Source organism: Methylobacterium sp. TK31, assembly GCF_055361545.1.
The window spans coordinates 286,527-305,130 of sequence record NZ_CM143964.1 but is presented as its reverse complement, the minus strand read 5'-3'; the positions used below and the strand labels follow the sequence as shown (position 1 = coordinate 305,130).

Annotated in this window: 16 protein-coding genes; 11 read left to right on the top strand and 5 right to left on the bottom strand. The window is 70.7% G+C overall.

Going from position 1 to position 18,604, the window contains the following annotated elements; translation table 11 throughout:
• Positions 1-250: 250 nt before the first annotated feature.
• Positions 251-964, top strand: coding sequence for a Crp/Fnr family transcriptional regulator (locus ACXJY8_RS01335; protein ID WP_463775326.1), 714 nt, complete (start codon positions 251-253; stop codon positions 962-964).
• 557 nt (positions 965-1,521) lie between these two features.
• Positions 1,522-3,756, top strand: a complete 2,235-nt coding sequence (locus ACXJY8_RS01330) for a VTT domain-containing protein (RefSeq protein WP_463775322.1) — start codon at positions 1,522-1,524, stop codon at positions 3,754-3,756.
• Here the strand turns inward: ACXJY8_RS01330 and ACXJY8_RS01325 are convergent.
• Both ACXJY8_RS01325 and ACXJY8_RS01320 read right to left on the bottom strand, forming a co-directional pair.
• Complete coding sequence (locus ACXJY8_RS01325; RefSeq protein ID WP_463775320.1) at positions 3,723-4,523, bottom strand: endonuclease/exonuclease/phosphatase family protein; 801 nt, start codon at positions 4,521-4,523, stop codon at positions 3,723-3,725. The two genes, ACXJY8_RS01330 and ACXJY8_RS01325, sit on opposite strands and share 34 nt — an antisense overlap.
• A gap of 2 nt (positions 4,524-4,525) precedes the next feature.
• Entirely contained in the window at positions 4,526-4,777 is a 252-nt protein-coding gene (locus ACXJY8_RS01320) for a hypothetical protein (RefSeq protein WP_463775318.1), read from the bottom strand.
• 493 nt (positions 4,778-5,270) lie between these two features.
• On the opposite strand from ACXJY8_RS01320, the gene ACXJY8_RS01315 reads away from it, so the two are divergent.
• The 9 genes from ACXJY8_RS01315 (at position 5,271) to ACXJY8_RS01275 (ending at position 15,311) form a co-directional block, all read left to right on the top strand.
• Positions 5,271-6,875 carry an ABC transporter substrate-binding protein gene (locus ACXJY8_RS01315; protein WP_463775316.1) on the top strand — a complete coding sequence of 535 codons (1,605 nt, stop codon included), beginning with the start codon at positions 5,271-5,273 and terminating at the stop codon, positions 6,873-6,875.
• 292 nt (positions 6,876-7,167) lie between these two features.
• Positions 7,168-8,148 (top strand): ABC transporter permease, encoded by a 981-nt coding sequence (locus ACXJY8_RS01310; protein ID WP_463775313.1) that lies wholly within the window; start codon positions 7,168-7,170, stop codon positions 8,146-8,148.
• Positions 8,145-9,107: an ABC transporter permease gene (locus ACXJY8_RS01305; protein WP_463775311.1), complete on the top strand. Its 963-nt coding sequence runs from the start codon at positions 8,145-8,147 to the stop codon at positions 9,105-9,107. Before ACXJY8_RS01310 ends, ACXJY8_RS01305 begins: the two co-directional genes overlap by 4 nt.
• 22 nt (positions 9,108-9,129) lie before the next feature.
• Positions 9,130-10,113 (top strand): ABC transporter ATP-binding protein, encoded by a 984-nt coding sequence (locus ACXJY8_RS01300; protein ID WP_463775308.1) that lies wholly within the window; start codon positions 9,130-9,132, stop codon positions 10,111-10,113.
• Between the two features lie 11 nt (positions 10,114-10,124).
• Positions 10,125-11,144, top strand: coding sequence for an ABC transporter ATP-binding protein (locus ACXJY8_RS01295; RefSeq protein WP_463780273.1), 1,020 nt, complete (start codon positions 10,125-10,127; stop codon positions 11,142-11,144).
• Between the two features lie 57 nt (positions 11,145-11,201).
• The gene (locus ACXJY8_RS01290) at positions 11,202-12,695 is read left to right on the top strand and encodes an amidase (protein WP_463775303.1); all 1,494 of its coding nucleotides are present in this window, start codon (positions 11,202-11,204) and stop codon (positions 12,693-12,695) included.
• 32 nt (positions 12,696-12,727) lie between these two features.
• On the top strand, positions 12,728-13,621 hold the full coding sequence (locus tag ACXJY8_RS01285) for a polysaccharide deacetylase family protein (protein ID WP_463775301.1): 894 nt from the start codon (positions 12,728-12,730) through the stop codon (positions 13,619-13,621).
• A 92-nt stretch (positions 13,622-13,713) separates the two neighbouring features.
• Positions 13,714-14,460: a PIG-L deacetylase family protein gene (locus ACXJY8_RS01280; RefSeq protein ID WP_463775297.1), complete on the top strand. Its 747-nt coding sequence runs from the start codon at positions 13,714-13,716 to the stop codon at positions 14,458-14,460.
• On the top strand, positions 14,460-15,311 hold the full coding sequence (locus tag ACXJY8_RS01275; RefSeq protein WP_463780270.1) for a glycosyltransferase family 2 protein: 852 nt from the start codon (positions 14,460-14,462) through the stop codon (positions 15,309-15,311). The genes ACXJY8_RS01280 and ACXJY8_RS01275 overlap by 1 nt, the downstream gene beginning before the upstream one ends.
• Before the next feature lie 11 nt (positions 15,312-15,322).
• On the opposite strand, the gene ACXJY8_RS01270 is transcribed toward ACXJY8_RS01275, so the two are convergent.
• From ACXJY8_RS01270 to ACXJY8_RS01260, 3 genes are read right to left on the bottom strand one after another with little or no spacing between them, the layout of a single operon-like run.
• On the bottom strand, positions 15,323-16,381 hold the full coding sequence (locus ACXJY8_RS01270) for a glycosyltransferase (RefSeq protein ID WP_463775293.1): 1,059 nt from the start codon (positions 16,379-16,381) through the stop codon (positions 15,323-15,325).
• The gene (locus ACXJY8_RS01265) at positions 16,378-17,490 is read right to left on the bottom strand and encodes a glycosyltransferase family 2 protein (protein ID WP_463775291.1); all 1,113 of its coding nucleotides are present in this window, start codon (positions 17,488-17,490) and stop codon (positions 16,378-16,380) included. The genes ACXJY8_RS01270 and ACXJY8_RS01265 overlap by 4 nt, the downstream gene beginning before the upstream one ends.
• Positions 17,483-18,565, bottom strand: coding sequence for a glycosyltransferase family 4 protein (locus tag ACXJY8_RS01260; protein ID WP_463775289.1), 1,083 nt, complete (start codon positions 18,563-18,565; stop codon positions 17,483-17,485). The genes ACXJY8_RS01265 and ACXJY8_RS01260 overlap by 8 nt, the downstream gene beginning before the upstream one ends.
• Positions 18,566-18,604 lie beyond the last annotated feature (39 nt).

The window sequence follows — 18,604 nt, the reverse complement described above, 5'->3', positions numbered from 1 at the left end:
ACGGCTCCCGTTTGGGCACATAATTATCGCGGACGCCGAGCAGACGTAAGATCGGGACTTTGATCCGTCCGATTCCCAACAGTTAACCTATGTTTATGCACAGCAAACGCTCGGTCTGAATCACGTTTTCGAGCGTTCGCATCCGCGATTGATCCAGTGCCGAACCTTCGCTATGGCCAATAACAGGCGCGAGAAGCTTGTTTCTCTCTGCCGAGAGAGGAAGCTCTGTCGTTCCGGAATGCCGATCTCGTTGCGTAATCGTTTGCTGCGAACGCTGTCGTCGGACGACCTGGCCCTGCTCCGGCCGCGGCTGCGGCGCCTGGAACTGGCCGCCCGAGAGGTACTCGTCCCCTGCGGCGCAGAGCTGGAGCGGATCTATTTCGTGGAAACCGGTCTCGTCTCGGTCATCATGCAGGGCGGGACGACCCGGCTCGAAGTCGGGATGATCGGTCCGGAGGGGTTCGTCGCGGCCTCCACGGTCATTCTCGGGTCGCGGACCTCTCCCTACGAACACATCGTGCAGATCGGCGGCTGGGCGCTCGCGATCGACCTGCCCGATCTGCACGCCGCGATGGAGCGCAGTGAATCGCTGCGCCGCCACCTGTTCCGCTTCGTGCAGGCGGAGCTGTTCCAGGCCCGCCAGACCGCCTTCGTCAATGCCAGCTTCGGGATCGAGACCCGCCTCGCCCGTTGGCTCCTGATGTGCCACGACCGGGTCGAGGGCGACGAACTCCTGCTCACCCACGAGGTCCTGGCGCTGATGCTGGGGGCGCAGCGCTCGGGCGTGACCCTGGCGGTCCAGAGCCTCGAGGGCGCCGGCTACATCCGGGCCCGGCGCGGGCGGATCACCATCACCGATCGCGACCGCCTGCGCGCGGCGGCCGGGGGCAGCTACGGACCGGCCGAAGCCGCCTATCGGTGCCTGATGGAGGGCGGGCCGGAGGGCGACCGGCCGGAGGCCTGACGGCGAGCGGCCCGGCCGGACGCTACGGGACCAGGGCCGGCCGGTCCGCCGGCTCCTCCGGCCGCGCCGGTTCCACGTCGTCCGGGGACGGAACGTAGGCGCACCACGCGCATTGGCCGGCCTCCGCGCCCCGGGGCGTATTGGCCTGGGAGCAGAGCGGGCAGACGGTCAGGCGAAGCCGGGCGCCGCGAAGAACGCCGTGGCCGCGCCCGCGAAAGGTGATCTCGCGATCCTGGGAAATGGTCGGGGTTCCGAATGCTCGTGGAGGCGGGTGCTGGTGAAGGGACTCCGAGATCGCCGGCCGGTCCGTCGGGCCGGCGAGCGGTCGGGGTAGGAGGCGGCGCCGGCGTCCGACGGACCGGCCGGTGATCGGTCCGGTCTTCACCCGGCGACGGCCCGAGCGTTAGCGGATGTGCCGCGCCGGTGCAAAGGCGATTGCTGCAGCGCAACGTCTCGCCCGGCAAAACATTCTTTGGCATTGTCCGGCAAAGGAACGGGGTCTGGCAACCGATGGCGAGACGCACGAGATCCGACCGGCGGAACGCGAGCATGGGCCTTTGACGTCGACCGAACTCCGCTCCTGGATGCTGATCGTCCTGGGACTGGCGGCTGTCGCCGCCGCATGGTTCCTGCTGCCGGTCCAGGCCTGGCTCCAGGCCTTCGGGGCCTGGGCGGCCGCGCTCGGGCCCTTCGGACCCATCGCCTTCGCGGCCCTCTTCGTCCTGGCCACGCTGCTGGTGGTGCCGGGCACCCCCCTAACCATCGCGTGCGCCCTCGCCTTCGGCTGGTGGTCCCTGCCCCTCGTCCTCGTATCGGCGACCATCGGCTCCGTCCTGGCCTTCCTCGCCGCGCGCGGCATCCTGCGCCAGCGGGTCGAGCGCCTCATCGCCCGCCGCCCCGCCATGGGCGCCACCATGGAGGCGGTGGGCGATGGCGGCTGGCGCCTCCTGACCCTGATGCGCGTCAGCCCCTTCGTGCCGTTCAACGTCCAGAACTACGTGCTCGGCCTGACGCGGGTCCGCATGCGGGACTTCCTCGTCTCCACCCTTCTGGGCATGGTGCCGGGCACGGTGCTCTGCGTCTATCTCGGGGTGATCGGCCGCAGCGCCGGCAATCCGGCGGCCCATTGGATTCCCCTCGGGCTCGGCCTGGTCGCGACGCTGGCGGCCATCGCGGTGACCCGGCGGCGCGTGAAGGCCAAGCTCGCCGCGCGCGGCCTGCAGCCGGCCCCGCGCGGGACGGCGTCGTCGCGCATCCACCCGCCGCCGGACCCACCCCACCCCGCCGCGCGCTGGCTTCGCCCGGGCCACACCTGCTGGCGCATTGAGCAGGCCGAACGGGTCGCGCTGCTCCATGACGGGGCCGCCTACTTCGCTGCGGCCCGCACGGCGATGCTGGCCGCCCGCCACTCCGTCCTGCTGATCGGCTGGAGCTTCGACCCGCGCCTGCGCCTTGCGCCGGACGGCAGCCACGCGCCCGAGGGCGAGACCCTGGAGGACCTGCTGCGCCGGATGCGGGCCTGCCGGCCCGACCTCGCGATCCATCTCCTGATCTGGGACATGCCCTGGCCGCTCTCGGCCGGGCGCGACCTGACGCCGGAGGCGATCCGGGAGCGGCTCGGCCCCGGCATCGCCTACCGGGTCGACGCGACCCTGCCGACCGGCGCCTGCCAGCACCAGAAGATCCTCGTCGTGGACGACGCCGTGGCGTTCTGCGGCGGCGGCGATTTCGAGGCCAACCGCTGGGACACGCCCGCCCATCGCGACCGGGACCCGCGCCGGCGCCTGCCGAGCGGCGAGACCTACCCGCCGCGCCACGACATCATGATGGCGGTCGAGGGACCGGCCGCGGCGGCCCTCGGCGACCTGGCCCGCCAGCGCTGGCTCGATGCCACGGGCGAGCGCCTGGTGCCCCCGCCTCCCCGCGGCGACACGGCCTGGCCCGAGACCCTGACCCCGCTCCTCGCCGACACGCCGGTGGCGCTGGCCCGCACCTGGCCGGAAACCGCCCGGCGGGAGGCGGTGCGCGAGAACGCCGAGCTGTACGGCGCCGCCATTCGCGGCGCCCGGCGGGTGATCTACCTGGAGAACCAGTACCTCACGGCGCCGCTGATCGGCGACGCGCTGGTGGCGCGGCTGGCCGAGCCGGAGGGACCCGAGATCATTATCGTGGTGGCCGAGCGCAGCCCGAACGGCTTCGACCGCCTGACCATGGACAGTGCCCGGCGGGGGCTGATCCGCCGGCTCCGGGCGGCCGACCGCCACGATCGCCTGCGCATCCTGGCGCCGCACACGCCGGAGGGCCGGCCGATCCTGGTCCATTCCAAGGTCGGCATCTTCGACGACCGGCTGGTGCGCGTCGGATCGACCAACCTGAACAACCGCTCGCTCGGCTACGACAGCGAGTGCGACCTCGCCATCGAGGCGGCCCCGGGGGTGGACGACCCGCTCCTGCGCACGGCCATCACCCGCCTGCGCGACGGCCTCGTCGCGCACCATGCGGGCTGTCCGCGGGAGGTCTTCGAGGAGGCCGTGCGCCGGCGCGGGTCCCTGCGGGCGGTCCTCGACGATCCGGCGCTCGTGGCCCCGCGACGGCTCTGCCGTGTCGTCGCCTCGCGGCGCGGCCTGGTCGCCCGCCTGGTCGAGGCCTGGCACCTCGGCGACCCCGTCGGCACCCGCGACGCCTGGCGGCCCTGGCGCCGGGGCTCGGCCCTGCGGAGCCTGCGCGGCCGGGACGCGCCCGAGACCGCGGTCGCGGCTCAGGCCCCGGAGGCGACGGCCGGCGCCTCCTGAGGTCTGTGGACGGCGTTCGCCCCCGCCTCGACGGTCAGCGTCGCCAGGAGCGGCCGGTGATCCGAGGCGTGCCGCGCCGCGCCGTCGCCCAGCACCGAGACCCGGTCCACGGCGAGGCCGGGGCCGACGAAGACGTGGTCGAGGCGCAGCACCGGACAGCGGCTCGGGAAGGTCGCGCGGCCGGACCGGCTCCGTGCCAGGGCGCGCGCATCCGCGAGGCGCGCCGTCAGCTGGCGATAGGCCCGGGACCACGGGGTCGCGTTGAAGTCTCCGGCCAGCGCCACCGGCCCCGCCGCGAGGGCCGCCGTGACCCAGTCGGGGCCGAGGAGCGCGGCGAGCTGCGCCCTCCGCTCGGCCGCGACCAAGCCCAGATGGGTGTTGAGGACCTGGAGCCGATGGGCGCCGACCGGAACCTCGACCCAGAGCGCGCCGCGCGGTTCGAGGCCGGGCCGCCCGGCGAGCCCCGGCAGGGCGCCGGCCCTGACGAGCCGCGAGGGCCGCGCGGTCAGGATCGCGTCGCCGTAGCGCTCCGCCGCGACGTGCAGGGCGGCGTGGAAATGGTGCTGCATCCCCAGGCTGTCGGCGATGTCCCGGGCCTGGTCGGCCCCGCCGGTGCGGGCGCGGCCGAGATCGACCTCCTGCAGCGCGACGATCTCGGCGCCGCTGGACCGGATGGCGGAGGCCACCCGCTCCAGGTCGACCCGCCCGTCGCGGCCGCGTCCGTGCCGGATGTTGTAGGTGAGTAGGCGCAGCGGCGTCGCGGTCACGCTCAGGCCGAGGGCTCCGCGAGCCGGGTGCGGTGCCGGTCGAGGGCCGCGCGCAGGTGCGGCAGGAACGGCGAGTGGCTGTCCCAGCGCCCGACCGCCTCCTGGAGCCGGTCCAGGGCCTCGATCTGCGCCGACAGGCCCTGCGCCTGCGAGAGATAGGCCCAGATCGCATCCTCCGCCTCGCCGATATCGACGGGCTGCTCGGCGATCAGGAGGCCCTGGAAGCGCTGAAGCGTGTGCTCGAGATCGGCCATGTCCAACTCTCCGGATCTTCCCTGCCCGCGGACGGCACCGGGCGTCTGGCGCCCTGCCCTGCCCGGCCCTGCCGAGCCCCTGATATGGAGCGGCGGGCGCGGCCGGGGAGGCGTCTCGTGCGGGATGCCGCGGAGCCGCCGGGAATCGCTGCGGGCGCCGCCCATCCGCTCAGGCGCGGCGCGTCCCGGCCCCGGGCACCACCGAGGCCGTGATCGGCGGATGCAGGTCGGAGCGGCGCTGGGGGTTCAACCGGTCGCGGTGCCGCCCCGTGCAGCCGCGACGCCGGCGGACCCGGCTTCGACCGGGGTGGGACTTGACCGATTCGTGGCTATTGACCGATTTTTGAGCATGACACGGCCCGGTCGGTGGGCGGCGGGGCGCCGAGCCGCATCGGCGTGGACGGCGGCGAGAACCGGGTTCGGGCTTGGCCCGATCCATGCCAAGGTGTCGGCAGCCGCCTGGGATGTAACCTCGAAGAGGATGGGTGCCTTGTTGAAGTCCACGGTCAAAGCGTTCGTCTCGGCCACCGCCCTCGCCGGGCTGGTCGGCCTCACCGCCACGGTGCCGGCCGCGGCCGCGAACGTCTTCCGCTTCGCCTTCCAGGGCGACATCAAGTCCCTCGACCCCTACTCCCTGAAGGAAAGCTTCACGATCGGGATGCACGGCGCGGTCTTCGACTCGCTGATCACGCGCGACAAGGACCTCAAGCTCGCCCCCATGCTGGCCGAATCGTGGGAGAATCCCGAGCCGACGCGCTGGCGCTTCCACCTGCGCAAGGGCGTGAAGTTCCACGACGGCTCGGACTTCACGGCCGACGACGTGATCTTCTCGGCCAACCGGGTACGGGCGCCGGGCTCGAACTTCACCACCAACGTGCCGTCCGACGCCGAGTGGGTGAAGATCGACGACCACACCGTCGACATGAAGCTCAAGAGCCCCAACCCCATCGCCCTGTACCAGTTCTCGACCTGGTACATCATGTCGAAGGCCTGGGCCGAGAAGAACGGCGCCGTCGCCCCCACCCTGCCGAGCGCGACTTCGACCAGCTACGCCGCCCTGCACGAGAACGGCACCGGGCCGTTCATCATCACCGAGCACCAGCCCGGCGTGCGCACGGTGTTCAAGAAGAACCCCAACTACTGGGGCAAGGTGGAATCGAACCTCGACGAGGCGGTGTTCACCACGATCCAGAACGACGCCACCCGGGTCGCCGCCCTGATCTCCGGCGAGGTCGACTGGATCGACCCCGTGCCCCTGCAGGATGCCCAGCGCGTCAACGGAAGCGGCACCGCCACCGTCATGGCCGGTCCCGAGCTGCGCACGATCTTCCTCGGCATGGACCAGTCCCGCGACGAGCTGAAGGACTCGAACGTCAAGGGCAAGAACCCGTTCAAGGACGTGCGCGTGCGCGAGGCCTTCTACCGGGCCATCGACGAGGAGACGATCGCCAAGCGCGTCATGCGCGGGCAGGCCGTGCCCTCCGCCCTGCTGATCGCGCCGGTGCTGTTCCCCCGCGCCGGCGAGTTCAAGCGGCCCGACTACGACCCGAAGCGTGCCAAGGCGCTCCTCACCGAGGCCGGCTATCCGGACGGCTTCTCGCTGGGCATGGATTGCCCCAACGACCGCTACGTCAACGACGAGGCGATCTGCCAGGCGGTGGTCTCGATGCTGGCCCGGGTCGGCGTGAAGGTGAACCTCAACGCGCAGCCCAAGGCCAAGTACTTCGCCAAGGTCCTGGCGCCGGCCTACGACACCTCATTCTACCTCGTCGGCTGGACCCCCTCCTCCCAGGATTCGCACAACATCCTGTTCGAGATCGCCGGCTGCCGGGGCGGCTCCAAGCCCGGCCGCGGCAACTGGAACCTCGGCAATTACTGCAACCCGAAGGTCGACGCGCTCGCCGATTCCGTCGAGGCCGAGAGCGACCAGACCAAGCGCAACGCCGAGATCAAGGACGGTTTCGACACCATCCAGGCCGACTGGGGCTTCATCCCCCTGCACCAGCAGGCCCTGGCCTGGGGCGTCTCGAAGAAGGTCACCCTGGTCCAGCGCCCGGACAACATGCTGATGCTGTACTGGGTCTCGAAGCAGCCGTGACATTCATGGCCGATCGGTTTCAGGATGTAGCACCGCCCCGCGTCTCCGCCCAGCGGGGACAGGGCGATCGCATCCGCTTGTGTGTCCGCCGAGATGGCTCGTGCAGCACCCCGTCATCCCGGGGCCGCACAGCGGAGCCCGGGATCCAGACACGAAGGTGGTGCAGGACTTTACACCGTCGGCGGTCCTGGATTCCGGGCTCGCCTGCGGCGCCCCGGAATGACGGCGCGCCACGTTCTGCGATCGCTCGGCGTGCCGGTCTTGGCGATGTGCACGACCGGATCGCCCGCCGATGATCGCCTTCATCCTTCAGCGCCTGCTCCAGTCCGTCGCCGTGCTGTTCGCGGTCGGGCTGATCGCCTTCTCGATGTTCCGCTTCGCCGGCGATCCGGTGAACCAGATCGTGGGTGTCGACACGCCCTACGCGGAGCGCGTCGCCATCCGGAAGGATCTCGGCCTCGACGATGCGGTCGCGGTCCAGTTCCTGCGCTATGCCGGCAACGTCGTGCGCGGCGAGTTCGGCACCTCCTACCAGTTCCGCCAGCCGGTCTCGGCGCTGCTGGCGGAGCGCATGCCCGCCACCCTCGAACTCGCCCTCTGCGCCACGCTCTTCGCGCTCACCGTCGGCATCCTGATGGGGGTCTACTGCGCCCTGCGGCGGGAGACCTGGCTCGCCAAGGTCTTCCTCGCCATCTCGCTCGTCGGCATCAGCCTGCCGACCTTCCTGATTGGCATCCTGCTGATCTTCCTGTTCTCGGTGACGCTGGGCTGGCTGCCCTCCTTCGGGCGCGGCGACACCGTGCGGCTGGGCTGGTGGACCACCGGCTTCCTCACCGCCTCGGGCCTGCGCGCGCTGATCCTGCCCTCCGTCACCCTGGGCCTGTTCCAGATGACGCTGATCATGCGGCTGGTGCGCGCCGAGATGCTGGAGGTCCTGCGCACCGACTACATCCGCTTCGCCCGGGCGCGCGGCCTCACCACCCGCTCGATCCATCTCGGCCACGCCCTGAAGAACACCCTGGTGCCGGTCATCACCATCGCGGGGCTTCAGCTCGGCTCGGTCATCGCCTTCTCGATCATCACCGAGACGGTGTTCCAGTGGCCCGGCATGGGCCTGCTCTTCGTCCAGGCCGTGCAGAACGTCGATATCCCGATCATGGCGGCCTACCTGCTGCTGGTCGCCGCCATTTTCGTCGTCATCAACCTCGTGGTGGACGTGCTCTACACCATCGTCGATCCCCGCCTGCGCCTGTCCACGGGACGGGCCGCATGAGCGCTTCCGTGCAGGACGCTCCCCTCCTCCCGCCGGCGCCCGCGAAGCGCTCGACGCTCGCGCGCTTCCTCGATTCCGACGTCTATGCCAGCTTCCGACGCTCGAAGCTGGCCATGGGCGCCTTCGCGGTGACGCTGGTCTTCGTCGTCCTCGCCGTGGTGGCCCCCTGGATCTCGCCGCAGAACCCCTACGACCCGGCCCAGCTCGAGCTCATCAACTCGAACCTGCCGCCGCTCTGGTACGCTGACGGCGTCGCCCCCTTCACCCTCGGCACCGACGACCAGGGCCGCGACGTGCTCTCGGCGGTGTTCTACGGCCTCCGCCTCTCCCTGGTGGTGGGCCTGCTCGGCGTCCTGGTCTCGGGCGTCCTCGGCATCCTGCTCGGGCTGGTGGCGGGCTATTTCGGCGGCTTCGTCGATACGCTGATCATGCGCGTCGCCGACGTGCAGCTCACTTTCCCGGCGATCCTGATCGCCCTGGTGGTGGACGGCGTCGCCAAGGCGGCGCTCGGCAGCCAGATGGACACCAACGCCGCCATCGGCCTCATCGTGCTCTCGATCGGGCTGTCGTTCTGGGTACAGTACGCCCGCACCGTGCGCTCCTCGGTGCTGGTGGAGAAGAACAAGGACTACGTCCAGGCCGGGCGGCTCATCGGCCTGTCCTCGCCGGTCATCATGGTCCGGCACGTGCTGCCCAACGTGCTCGGGCCGGTCTTCGTCATCGCCACCATCAACCTCGCGCTCGCCATCATCACCGAGGCGACGCTCTCCTTCCTCGGCACCGGCCTGCCCGACTCGATGCCGTCCCTCGGCACCCTGATCCGCACCGGCAACCGCTTCCTGTTCTCCGGCGAGTGGTGGATCGTCGCCTTCCCGGGCCTGGCGCTGGCCGGTCTCGTCCTGGCGATCAACCTGCTGGGCGACTGGCTGCGCGATGCCCTGAACCCGAAACTGCAGTGATCGCGCCGGCATGACACCTGCCATGACAGAGCCCGTCCTCTCGGTCCGCAACCTGCGCGTCGCCTTCGCCGGCCGCCGCGGCACCCTCACGGCCATCGACGACGTCTCCTTCGACATCGCCCGGGGCGAGATCCTCGGCGTCGTCGGCGAATCCGGGGCGGGCAAGTCCGTCACGGGCTCGGCCGTGATCGGCCTCATCGACCCGCCCGGCGGCATCGTCGGCGGTCAGGTCCTGCTCAAGGGGGAACGCATCGACAACCTGCCGCCGGAGGCCATGCGGCGCATCCGGGGCCGGCGCATCGGCATGATCTTCCAGGACCCGCTGACCAGCCTGAACCCGCTCTACCGCGTCGGTCGGCAGATCGTGGAGACCGTGCGCACCCATACCGACCTCTCCGAGAAGGCGGCGCGCCAGCGCGCCGTCGACCTCCTGGCGGAGGTCGGCATCCCGGCGCCGGAGCGGCGGATCGACGGCTATCCGCACGAATTCTCCGGCGGCATGCGCCAGCGCGTGGTGATCGCCCTGGCGCTGGCCGCCGAGCCGGAGCTCATCATCGCCGACGAGCCGACCACGGCCCTGGACGTCTCGGTCCAGGCCCAGATCATCGCGCTCCTGAAGCGCCTCGGCACCGAGCGCGGCACCGCCGTGATGCTGGTGACCCACGACATGGGCGTGATCGCGGAGGCGGCCGACCGGGTGGCCGTGATGTATTCGGGCCGCATCGCCGAGATCGGCCCGGTGCGCGACGTCGTGCAGAATCCGCTCCACCCCTACGCCAAGGGCCTGATGGGCGCGATCCCGACGCTCGCCCAGGAGACGGACCGCCTCGCCCAGATCCCGGGCTCGATGCCGCGCCTCTCCAACATCCCGCAGGGCTGCGCCTTCCATCCGCGCTGCCCCTCGGCCTTCGCCCGTTGTCTGGTCGAGCGGCCGGACCCGATCCCGGTCGGGGCGCACCGCGTCGCCTGCCATCTCTACGACCGTTCGGAAGCCTCCGCCGCATGAACGCGCCCGTGATGCCGCCGCCCGTGCCGGGGTCCCGCGCGGCGGAAGTCCCCTACGTCGTCATCGAGGGCCTGCGCCGCACCTTCGACGTGTCGCGGCCCTGGCTCGCCCGGGTCATCGAGCGCCAGCCGCGGCAGATCCTGCGGGCGGTGGACGGCGTCAGCTTCGAGATCCGCCGGGGCGAGACCTTCGCGCTCGTCGGGGAATCGGGATCGGGCAAGTCGACCGTCGCCCGCATGGTGGTCGGCCTGCTGCCGCCCAGCGGCGGGGACGTGCGCATCACCGGAATCTCGATGACCGATCCGCGCGAGGCCGCCGCCCGGCGCCGCCTGCGCCGCCGCATCCAGATGATCTTCCAGGACCCCTATGCGTCGATGAACCCGCGCTGGCGGGTCCGGCGGATCATCGCCGAGCCGATCCGGGCCTTCAACCTGCTTCAGGGCGACATCGCCATCGCCCGCCGGGTCGGCGAGCTCCTCGGCCTTGTCGGCCTGCATCCCGACGACGGCGTGAAGTACCCGCATGAATTCTCCGGCGGCCAGCGCCAGCGCATCGCCATCGCCCGGGCGCTCGCCTCGGAGGCGGAGTTCCTGGTGGGCGACGAGCCGACCTCGGCCCTCGACGTCTCGGTCCAGGCCCAGATCCTCAACCTGATGCGCGACCTGCAGGACCGCCTCGGGTTGACCTACCTCTTCATCAGCCACAACCTCGCCGTCGTCCGCCACATGGCGAACCGGATCGGGGTGATGTATCTGGGGCGCGTGGTCGAGATCGCAGACGGACGGGAACTCTTCCGTGCTCCGAAACATCCCTACACGCGCATGCTGCTCGATGCGGTTCCGGATATCGGACTTACCGGGCGCAGGCGCATCCCCGTCTCGGGCGAGATCCCGAACCCCATCGACCCCCCCACGGGCTGCGCCTTCAACCCGCGCTGCCCCTTCGCGAACGAGCGCTGCCGCATCGAGGTGCCGGCCCTGGTCGAAGGCGTGGCCTGCCACGCCTTCCAGGAGCGGCGGCTGCCGGCCTGACGGCCGGTGGCACCCCGAAGGCCCGTGGCATGTGCGGGCGCGTTCCAGAGCCAGACCATGAGCACAGACCCATCCATCGCCGCGGCCGATCCGGTGGCGGTCGCGGCGTCGGACGACGACCTCCTCGGCCTCAGCGCCGTCGACCTGTCGGCCGCGATCCACGCCCGGCGCGTCTCCTGCGTCGAGGTCATGACCGCCTATCTCGATCAGATCGATCGCCTGAATCCGATCGTCAACGCCATCGTGGTCCTGCGCGACCGGAGCGAGCTCCTGGCCGCCGCCGAGGAGCGCGACGCACAGGCCGCGCGCGGCGAATTCCTCGGGCCGCTGCATGGGTTCCCGCACGCGGTGAAGGACATCGACGCCGTGAAGGGCCTGCCCTTCACGCAGGGGTCGCCGATCTTCCGCGATCGCATCGCCGCGGCCGATTCGATCATGGTCAAGCGGCTGCGCAAGGCCGGTGCGATCTTCACCGGCCGCACCAACATGCCGGAATTCGGCCTCGGTTCGCAGACCTTCAACCCGGTCTACGGCGCCACCCGCAATGCCTATGATCCGAGCAAGACCTCCGGGGGTTCCAGCGGCGGCGCGGCGGTGGCGGTGGCCCTCCACATGCAGCCGGTGGCCGACGGCAGCGACCATGCCGGCTCCCTGCGCAACCCGCCCGCCTTCAACAACCTGTTCGGCCTGCGCACCGGCTACGGCCGCATCCCGATCGAGACCAAGGACGCCTTCACCCCCGGCCTCGGAGTCTCGGGTGGGATCGGGCGCTCCCCGGCCGATCTCGGCCTGCTGCTCTCGGTCCAGGCCGGTTACGACGCGCGGGTGCCCTACTCGAACACGCAGGACCCGACCCTCTTCGCCGAGGACCTCAAGCGCGACTTCACCGGTGCCCGGATCGCCTGGTTCGACGATCTCGGGGGCTACCTGCCCTTCGAGCCGGGCGTGCTCGACCTCGACCGCAGCGCGCTTCCCGCCTTCGAGGCCCTGGGCGCCAAGGTGGAATGGGACCGGCCGCGCTTCGACATGGGCAAGGTCTGGCGCGACTGGCTCACCCTCAGAGCCTGGATGACCGCCTCGAGCCTGCGTCCGCTCTACGACGAACCGGCCTACCGGGCCCTGCTCAAGCCGGAGGCGGTCTGGGAGGTGGAGCGCGGGCTCGCCCTCTCGGCGGATCAGGTCGCGGCCGCCCAGGAGGGCCGTACCGCCTGGTACGAGGCCGTGCGCCGCTTCCGGGAGCGCTACAACTTCCTGCTCATGCCCTCGGCGCAGGTCTTCCCCTTCGATATCGAGGAGCGCTGGCCCAAATCCGTCGGCGGCCGGACGATGGACACCTATCACCGCTGGATGGAGGCGACGATTCCCGTCACCATGAGCGGGCTGCCCGCTCTCAACGTGCCCGCCGGCTTCGATCCGGCCGGGCGCCCCTCCGGCATCCAGATCGTCGGCCCCAACAACGGCGAGCGCGACTGCCTCCAGCTCGGCGCCGCCTACGACGCCGAGACCCGGTGGGTGACCCGGCGCCGGCCCGCGCTGCTCGACCCGACCTGATCCGTCTCCCCGATCCCTCTCCGAGCCCCCCGATGACCGATTCGCCCGCGCCGCAACACGGCCGCTACGCCTACAGCGCCCTGCCCGACCGGCCGGTCTACGACTGGCCCGGGGGCAAGCGCCTGGCGGTCTATCTCGGGCTCAACCTCGAGGGCTTCGATTTCGGGCGCGGCCTCGGCGCCGAGCTCGCGCCGGGCGGCTCGCAACCGGACGTGCTGAACTACGCCTGGCGCGATTGGGGCAACCGGGTCGGCGCCTGGCGGATCCGGGACACCCTCGACGCCCTGCAGATGCCCGCGAGCGTGCTGGTCAACAGCCGTCTCTATGCCGACTGCCCCGGCCTCATCGAGGCGTTCCGGGCCCGCGGCGACGAGATCGTCGGGCACGGCCGCACCAATACCGAGCGACAGGGCGACCGCTCGGAGGACGAGGAGCGGGCCCTGATCGCCGAGGCCACCGCGATCCTGACCGCCCAGGAGGGCAAAGCCCCGCAGGGCTGGCTCGGCCCGTGGATTTCCCAGAGCCACCGGACACCGGACCTCCTGGCGGAAGCGGGCTACACCTACCTCCTCGACTGGTGCCACGACGACCAGCCGACCTGGTTCGCCACCCGTAGCGGCGGCCGCATCCTGTCCGTGCCCTACCCGCAGGAACTGAACGACATCCCCGCCATCGTCGCCCGCAAGGAGACCGGGCAGCAATTCGCCGACGCCATCGTCGAGGCCTTCGACGAGATGCTGGAGCAGGCGCGCACCGCCCCCCTGGTCATGGGCATCGCGCTGCATCCCTACATCGTCGGCCAGCCGCACCGCCTGCGCCCCCTGCGCCGGGCGCTCGCCCATATCGCGGCCCGGCGCGACGAAATCTGGCTCACCACCGCCGGCGGCATCGCCGCCTTCGCCGCGGAGAGCGGCACCGCCCGGTAGCGGGCCGGCACCGGCCGACCGTTCAGACATCGATCAGACTGGCGCAGGTAGACAGGCGGCTCGCGTCCCCGACGCCCGCCCCGAGTCCACCCATGCATGCCGACGCCTTCCTCGCCGCCGCCGAACGCCTGCCGGTCGGCGACCTCGACGCCCTGACCGCCGGCAAGGGCCTCGTCGTCGTCGCCCCCCATCCGGACGACGAGAGCCTCGGCTGCGGCGGCGTCATGGCCGAGGCCCGCGCGCGGGGTCGCGACGTCCGCGTCGTCATCGTCAGCGACGGCTGCGGCTCGCACACGCATTCGGCGCTCTATCCCCCGGCAAAATTGCGCGACCTGCGCGAAACGGAGACGGTATACGCCGTTGGTATCCTGGGCGTCCCGGCGGAGGCCGTGACCTTCCTGCGCCTGCCTGATGCCGGCGTCCCGAGCGCCGGCCCGGTCGCCGAGGCGGCCGCCGCCCGGATCGCCGCGATCGCCCGCGACGCCGATGCCGGCGCCGTCTGCGTCACCTGGGGCCATGATCCCCATTGCGACCACCAGGCGGCCGCCGCCATCGTCCGCCTCGCGCGGGCCGATCTCGGCCCGATCCGAACTTTCGCTTATCCCGTATGGGGTTGGACCCTGCCCCAGGGCACCGAGGTCGGCCCAGGCCCGTCCGGTCTACGCCTCGACATCGGGGCCCACCGCGCCGCGAAGGCCGCCGCGATCGGCGCCCACCGCTCTCAGACCACCGACCTCATCTCCGACGATCCGACCGGCTTTCGCCTGGAGGCGGCGATGATCGCCCGCTTCACGGGGCCCTACGAGATCTTCGTCGCCATGGACACGCCCGCCCCGTGATCGCCGACACCACCCTCATCACCCTCAACAAGGGCCGCGACGCGCATCTCGCGCGCCTGCTCGAAGGTGTCGCACGCGGGCCGCATCCCGAGGCCTGCATCATCGTCGAGATGGGCGCCGAGCCCGCGCCCCTACCCGATCATAGCTTTCCGATCCGCCGCATCGTCCTCGACAGCACCGGGCTGCCGCTCGCGCGGGCCCGCAACGCCGGACGGCGCGCCGCGACGACCGAGCGCCTCATCTTCCTCGACGTCGACTGCATCCCCTCGGCCGATCTCGTGCCGCGCCTCAGCGCCGACCTGGCCGAGGCCGATGGGCTGATCTGCTGTGAAATCCGGTACTTACCGGCCGGCGTCGTCACCAACGGCTGGACCGAGGCCGGATTGCGCGCGGCCGGGCAGCCCCATCCCGTCCGCCACTTTCCAAGCCGAGGCCGAGTTCGGTCGGACAATCCGGGTCTGTTCTGGTCCCTGGCCTTCGGCATCCGGGCGACGACCTTCGACCGTCTCGGCGGCTTCGACGAGGGTTTCGACGGCTACGGCGCCGAGGACACCGACCTCGCCTTCCGGGCCGACACCCTCGGCATCCCGATCCTGTTCAGCGCCGGCGGCCAGGCCTTCCACCAGCACCACCTATCCTGCGACCCGCCCCTGCAGCACTTTTCCGACATCGTCCGGAACGCGGCGCGCTTTCGCGAACGACATGGGCTCTGGCCGATGGACGGATGGCTCGATGCCTTCGCGGTGCGCGGGCTGATCAATGCCGGGTGGCGGGACGATCTCCAGGTCCTGCGCCAGCCTGGCGCCGACGAAATCGCCATGACGCGGGTGCCCGCGGACCGGCCTTTCTGAGGCCTTGGCGCCTAGCGGCGTCGGGCGTCGGCCCGGTCGGCCTGCTCCTCGATCAGGGCGGCGGTCCGGGCAATCACGCCCGGCCGCGCGAGGCTGCCGATCACGGCAGGATCGAGCCGAAGCCCCGCCGCGACGACGCTCGGCCACGCTGAGGGATCCGGCCAGGACTCGCAATGGATCGCTGCCCCCATCGCCGCGAGCGCGCGAGCCTTCTCGACCTGCTCGTCGAAGGCCCGCGGTTCGGGCAGGCAGACGAAGCGTTTTCCGGCCCCTGCGACGGCCGAGACGACCCCGTCGCCACCGCCGCCGACCACCAGATCGGCCCGTGCGATATACGGTGCGGGGTCTGCGACCCAGCCGTGCACGTGCAGATTGACCGGCGTCGGCGTTCCGGAGCCCTCGACCGGGCCGACGACGTGCCAAGGGCGATCGGGCACGGCCATCGCCGCGGTGGCGAGCTCCGACAGTCGCCCCCCCGCGCCGCCGCGCCCAAAGATGACGAGGATCGATCCATCCGTCTGCGGCGTATCAGGGGCGGCGTCGGCCGTGAGGAGCCCGGCATAGGCCGTCTTGGCCCGCACCCAGTCCGGGGTCGCGGTCGCATCGAGTTCGGGTGGGAAGAAGGCGAGCAGACGCTCGGCACCCCGGAACGCTTCGAGATGGGGAAGGTCGGTGCGTGCGCCGGCGAGGCGGACGACGAGCGTCGGCACCGACATCAGGCGCGCGAACAGGGCGATCTCGACCGAGACATCGACGACGAGCAGCGCAGGATCGGTCTCAGCGATCCAAGCCGCGAGGCGACCCATCCGAGCGCGCACGTTGTCGGCGCCGACCGGCGCGTAGTGCAGGCTGTGGGGCCGGTCCGCCATCCCGTCCCGGCCGTCGAAGCCGGCGCCGATCCGATCGTCCGGCAAGTCGAGAACCGATCCCGGCGCATCGCGGATATCGAACTCCGCGAGCGTCCCGATCAGCGTGACCGGCCGTTCGATGGCCCGGGCGATCAGGCAGGCCCGCTGCCAATGGCCGGCGCCCTGGTGATGGACGTAGTACCCGATCGGATGCCGGCTCATGCGACCTGCGCGACGGGTACGGCCTGGGCTTCGGCGAGCATCGCATGTAGCCCGGCCAGAGCTTCGTCGAGCGGAATGGAGACAGCAAGCGGAATTCCTTCGCCGACCTGGGCTTCCACCCGCTCGATCAGGCCGATCGCATTGGGGCACGCATCCAGGTCGATGGCCGCGAGATCGGATTCGGCGATGCCGAGGTTACGCAGCGCGGGAACGATGCCGGCCGGGTGTGCGAAGCATTGCCCCAGCCTCCTGCGTCGCTCGATCAACGCGCGCCAATGGGCCGCCGACGGAAGATCGTAGCTTTCGAGCCCCTCGACAACGCGAGCGCGCCGCAGCATCTCGGTCGCCATTCCACCGGTCACACGGCCGGTACCGCGATCGGAGACACCAATCGACACGTTCGGACAGTGGCGCACGCGCCCCCCGTGCCAGCGCACCCGTGCGACCAGAGCATTGTCTTCGCCGCATGCCAGCACCGGCAACCCGCCCACCCGACGATAGAGATCTGCCCGCAGGGCGAGGCTGGCCGCGACATGATCGCCGTGGCGCGGCGAGGGGTCGTGGGCCGGCGGATCGAACACCTCCTCGAGGCGGCGCACGGCAATCCAGTACTGCTCGATTCTAGCGTGCAGGGCAGCGAGGCGTGGATCGCTGACCGGGCCATCGCCATGGAGGACGAGGCGTCCGCCGACGAGTTCTGCATTTCGCAGCGCCCGGAGATTGGCCGCCACCCAATCTGTCGGCGCCACGGCATCGGCGTCGCTGCTCAGGAGGACGCCGTTCAGGACACCCTCCGCCTCCAGCCACGCCGCGCCGGCGTCGAGGGCCCGGCGCCGAGCCGTACCCACGTGGGCGTCGGGCGGCGGGATCGTTGCCTCGATGATCCGCAGATCGAGACGCGGGATTTCCGCGTTCCGCTCCATCGCCCGCAACGATGCGACCGTGTCGTCGGTGCAGTTGTTGGCGACGACCACAACGCGCAAGCGCGCATCGTCACTCGCGCCTTCCTGCCGGTCGAGCGACCGGATCAGGCGCGGCAACGCTTCCGCTTCGTTGCGCGCGGGTACGCAGACGACGGCGCGACCGAGGGAAAGATCCGTCTCAGGCATTGCTGACGCGGGCGGTCGCCGCTGAAGTTGCGGCACGCTGGAGTTCGAGGGCGTACAGCGCTTCGTACTGATCGGTCATCGTCTCGGCGTTGAAGAGATGCTCTGCGCGGCGTCGACAATCGGCCCGCGAGAGACCGATGGCCTGTATCACTGCGCGGCCAAGATCGGCGACGTCGTCCGGTTCCGCCAACACGCCACAGGATGCGTCCAGAATGTCGGGAATTGCTCCGCGTCGAAAAGCGGCCACAGGCGTTCCGCAGGCCAGGAATTCCGCGAGAACGAGACCGAACGGTTCCTCCCAGCGCGGCGTGCAGAGGGCTACGTGCGCTTCGCCGACCTGTTGCGCGAGGGCATCGTGCCCAAGATGCCCGAGATAGGTCACGTCAGGACCGAGCCGCGGGGCGATCTCGCTGTCCCAGTAGGCCGGGTTCGAGCGAGGTCCCGCGAACTTCAGCGGCAGGCCGGCGGCCCGAGCGGCGTCAATGGCGAGATGGGGACCTTTCTCGGGAACGAGGCGGCCCATCCAGATCGCGTAGGGCTTACCCTTGGGCTGATCCGCGTAGGCGAAGGCACCGAGATCGATGCCGTTGCCGATGACGTGCGGTTCGCCGATCAGGTCGTGCCATTCCCGGGCGAGCGATGGGGAAACGGCGGCAAAGGTCATGTCGCGCGCTCGCGCCCGCACACCGCGGACGAACGGCTCGAAGGGCGGCGTGTGGAGCGCCGTCACCATCGGAACAGCGAGTTCGCCGGCCCGCACCAGCGGCAGGAAATGCAAGCTGTTGTTGTGAACAAAATCGTAGTTTCCCGCCGCGATCGCATCCATGATCCGGACATAGGCTGCGTGCTCCGCCGCATCGATGCGCGCCTCCGAGACGTCGTCGAAAGCGCATCCCGTGGGTGCACAGACCGTCGAAAGCCCAAAATCGCCGTCCGATCCCTCCGAAGCGTAGAGGGTCACATCATGGCCGCGAGCCTGGAGAGCGGAGGCGAGCAGGTGCGTGTGCATCTCCAGCCCGCCGGAATAAGGCTGAGCGATCGGAAACTTGAGATGCGCGATGATGGCGATCTTCACAGGATGCAGGACACGAAGTTCGAGGGATCGAAGCGTCGG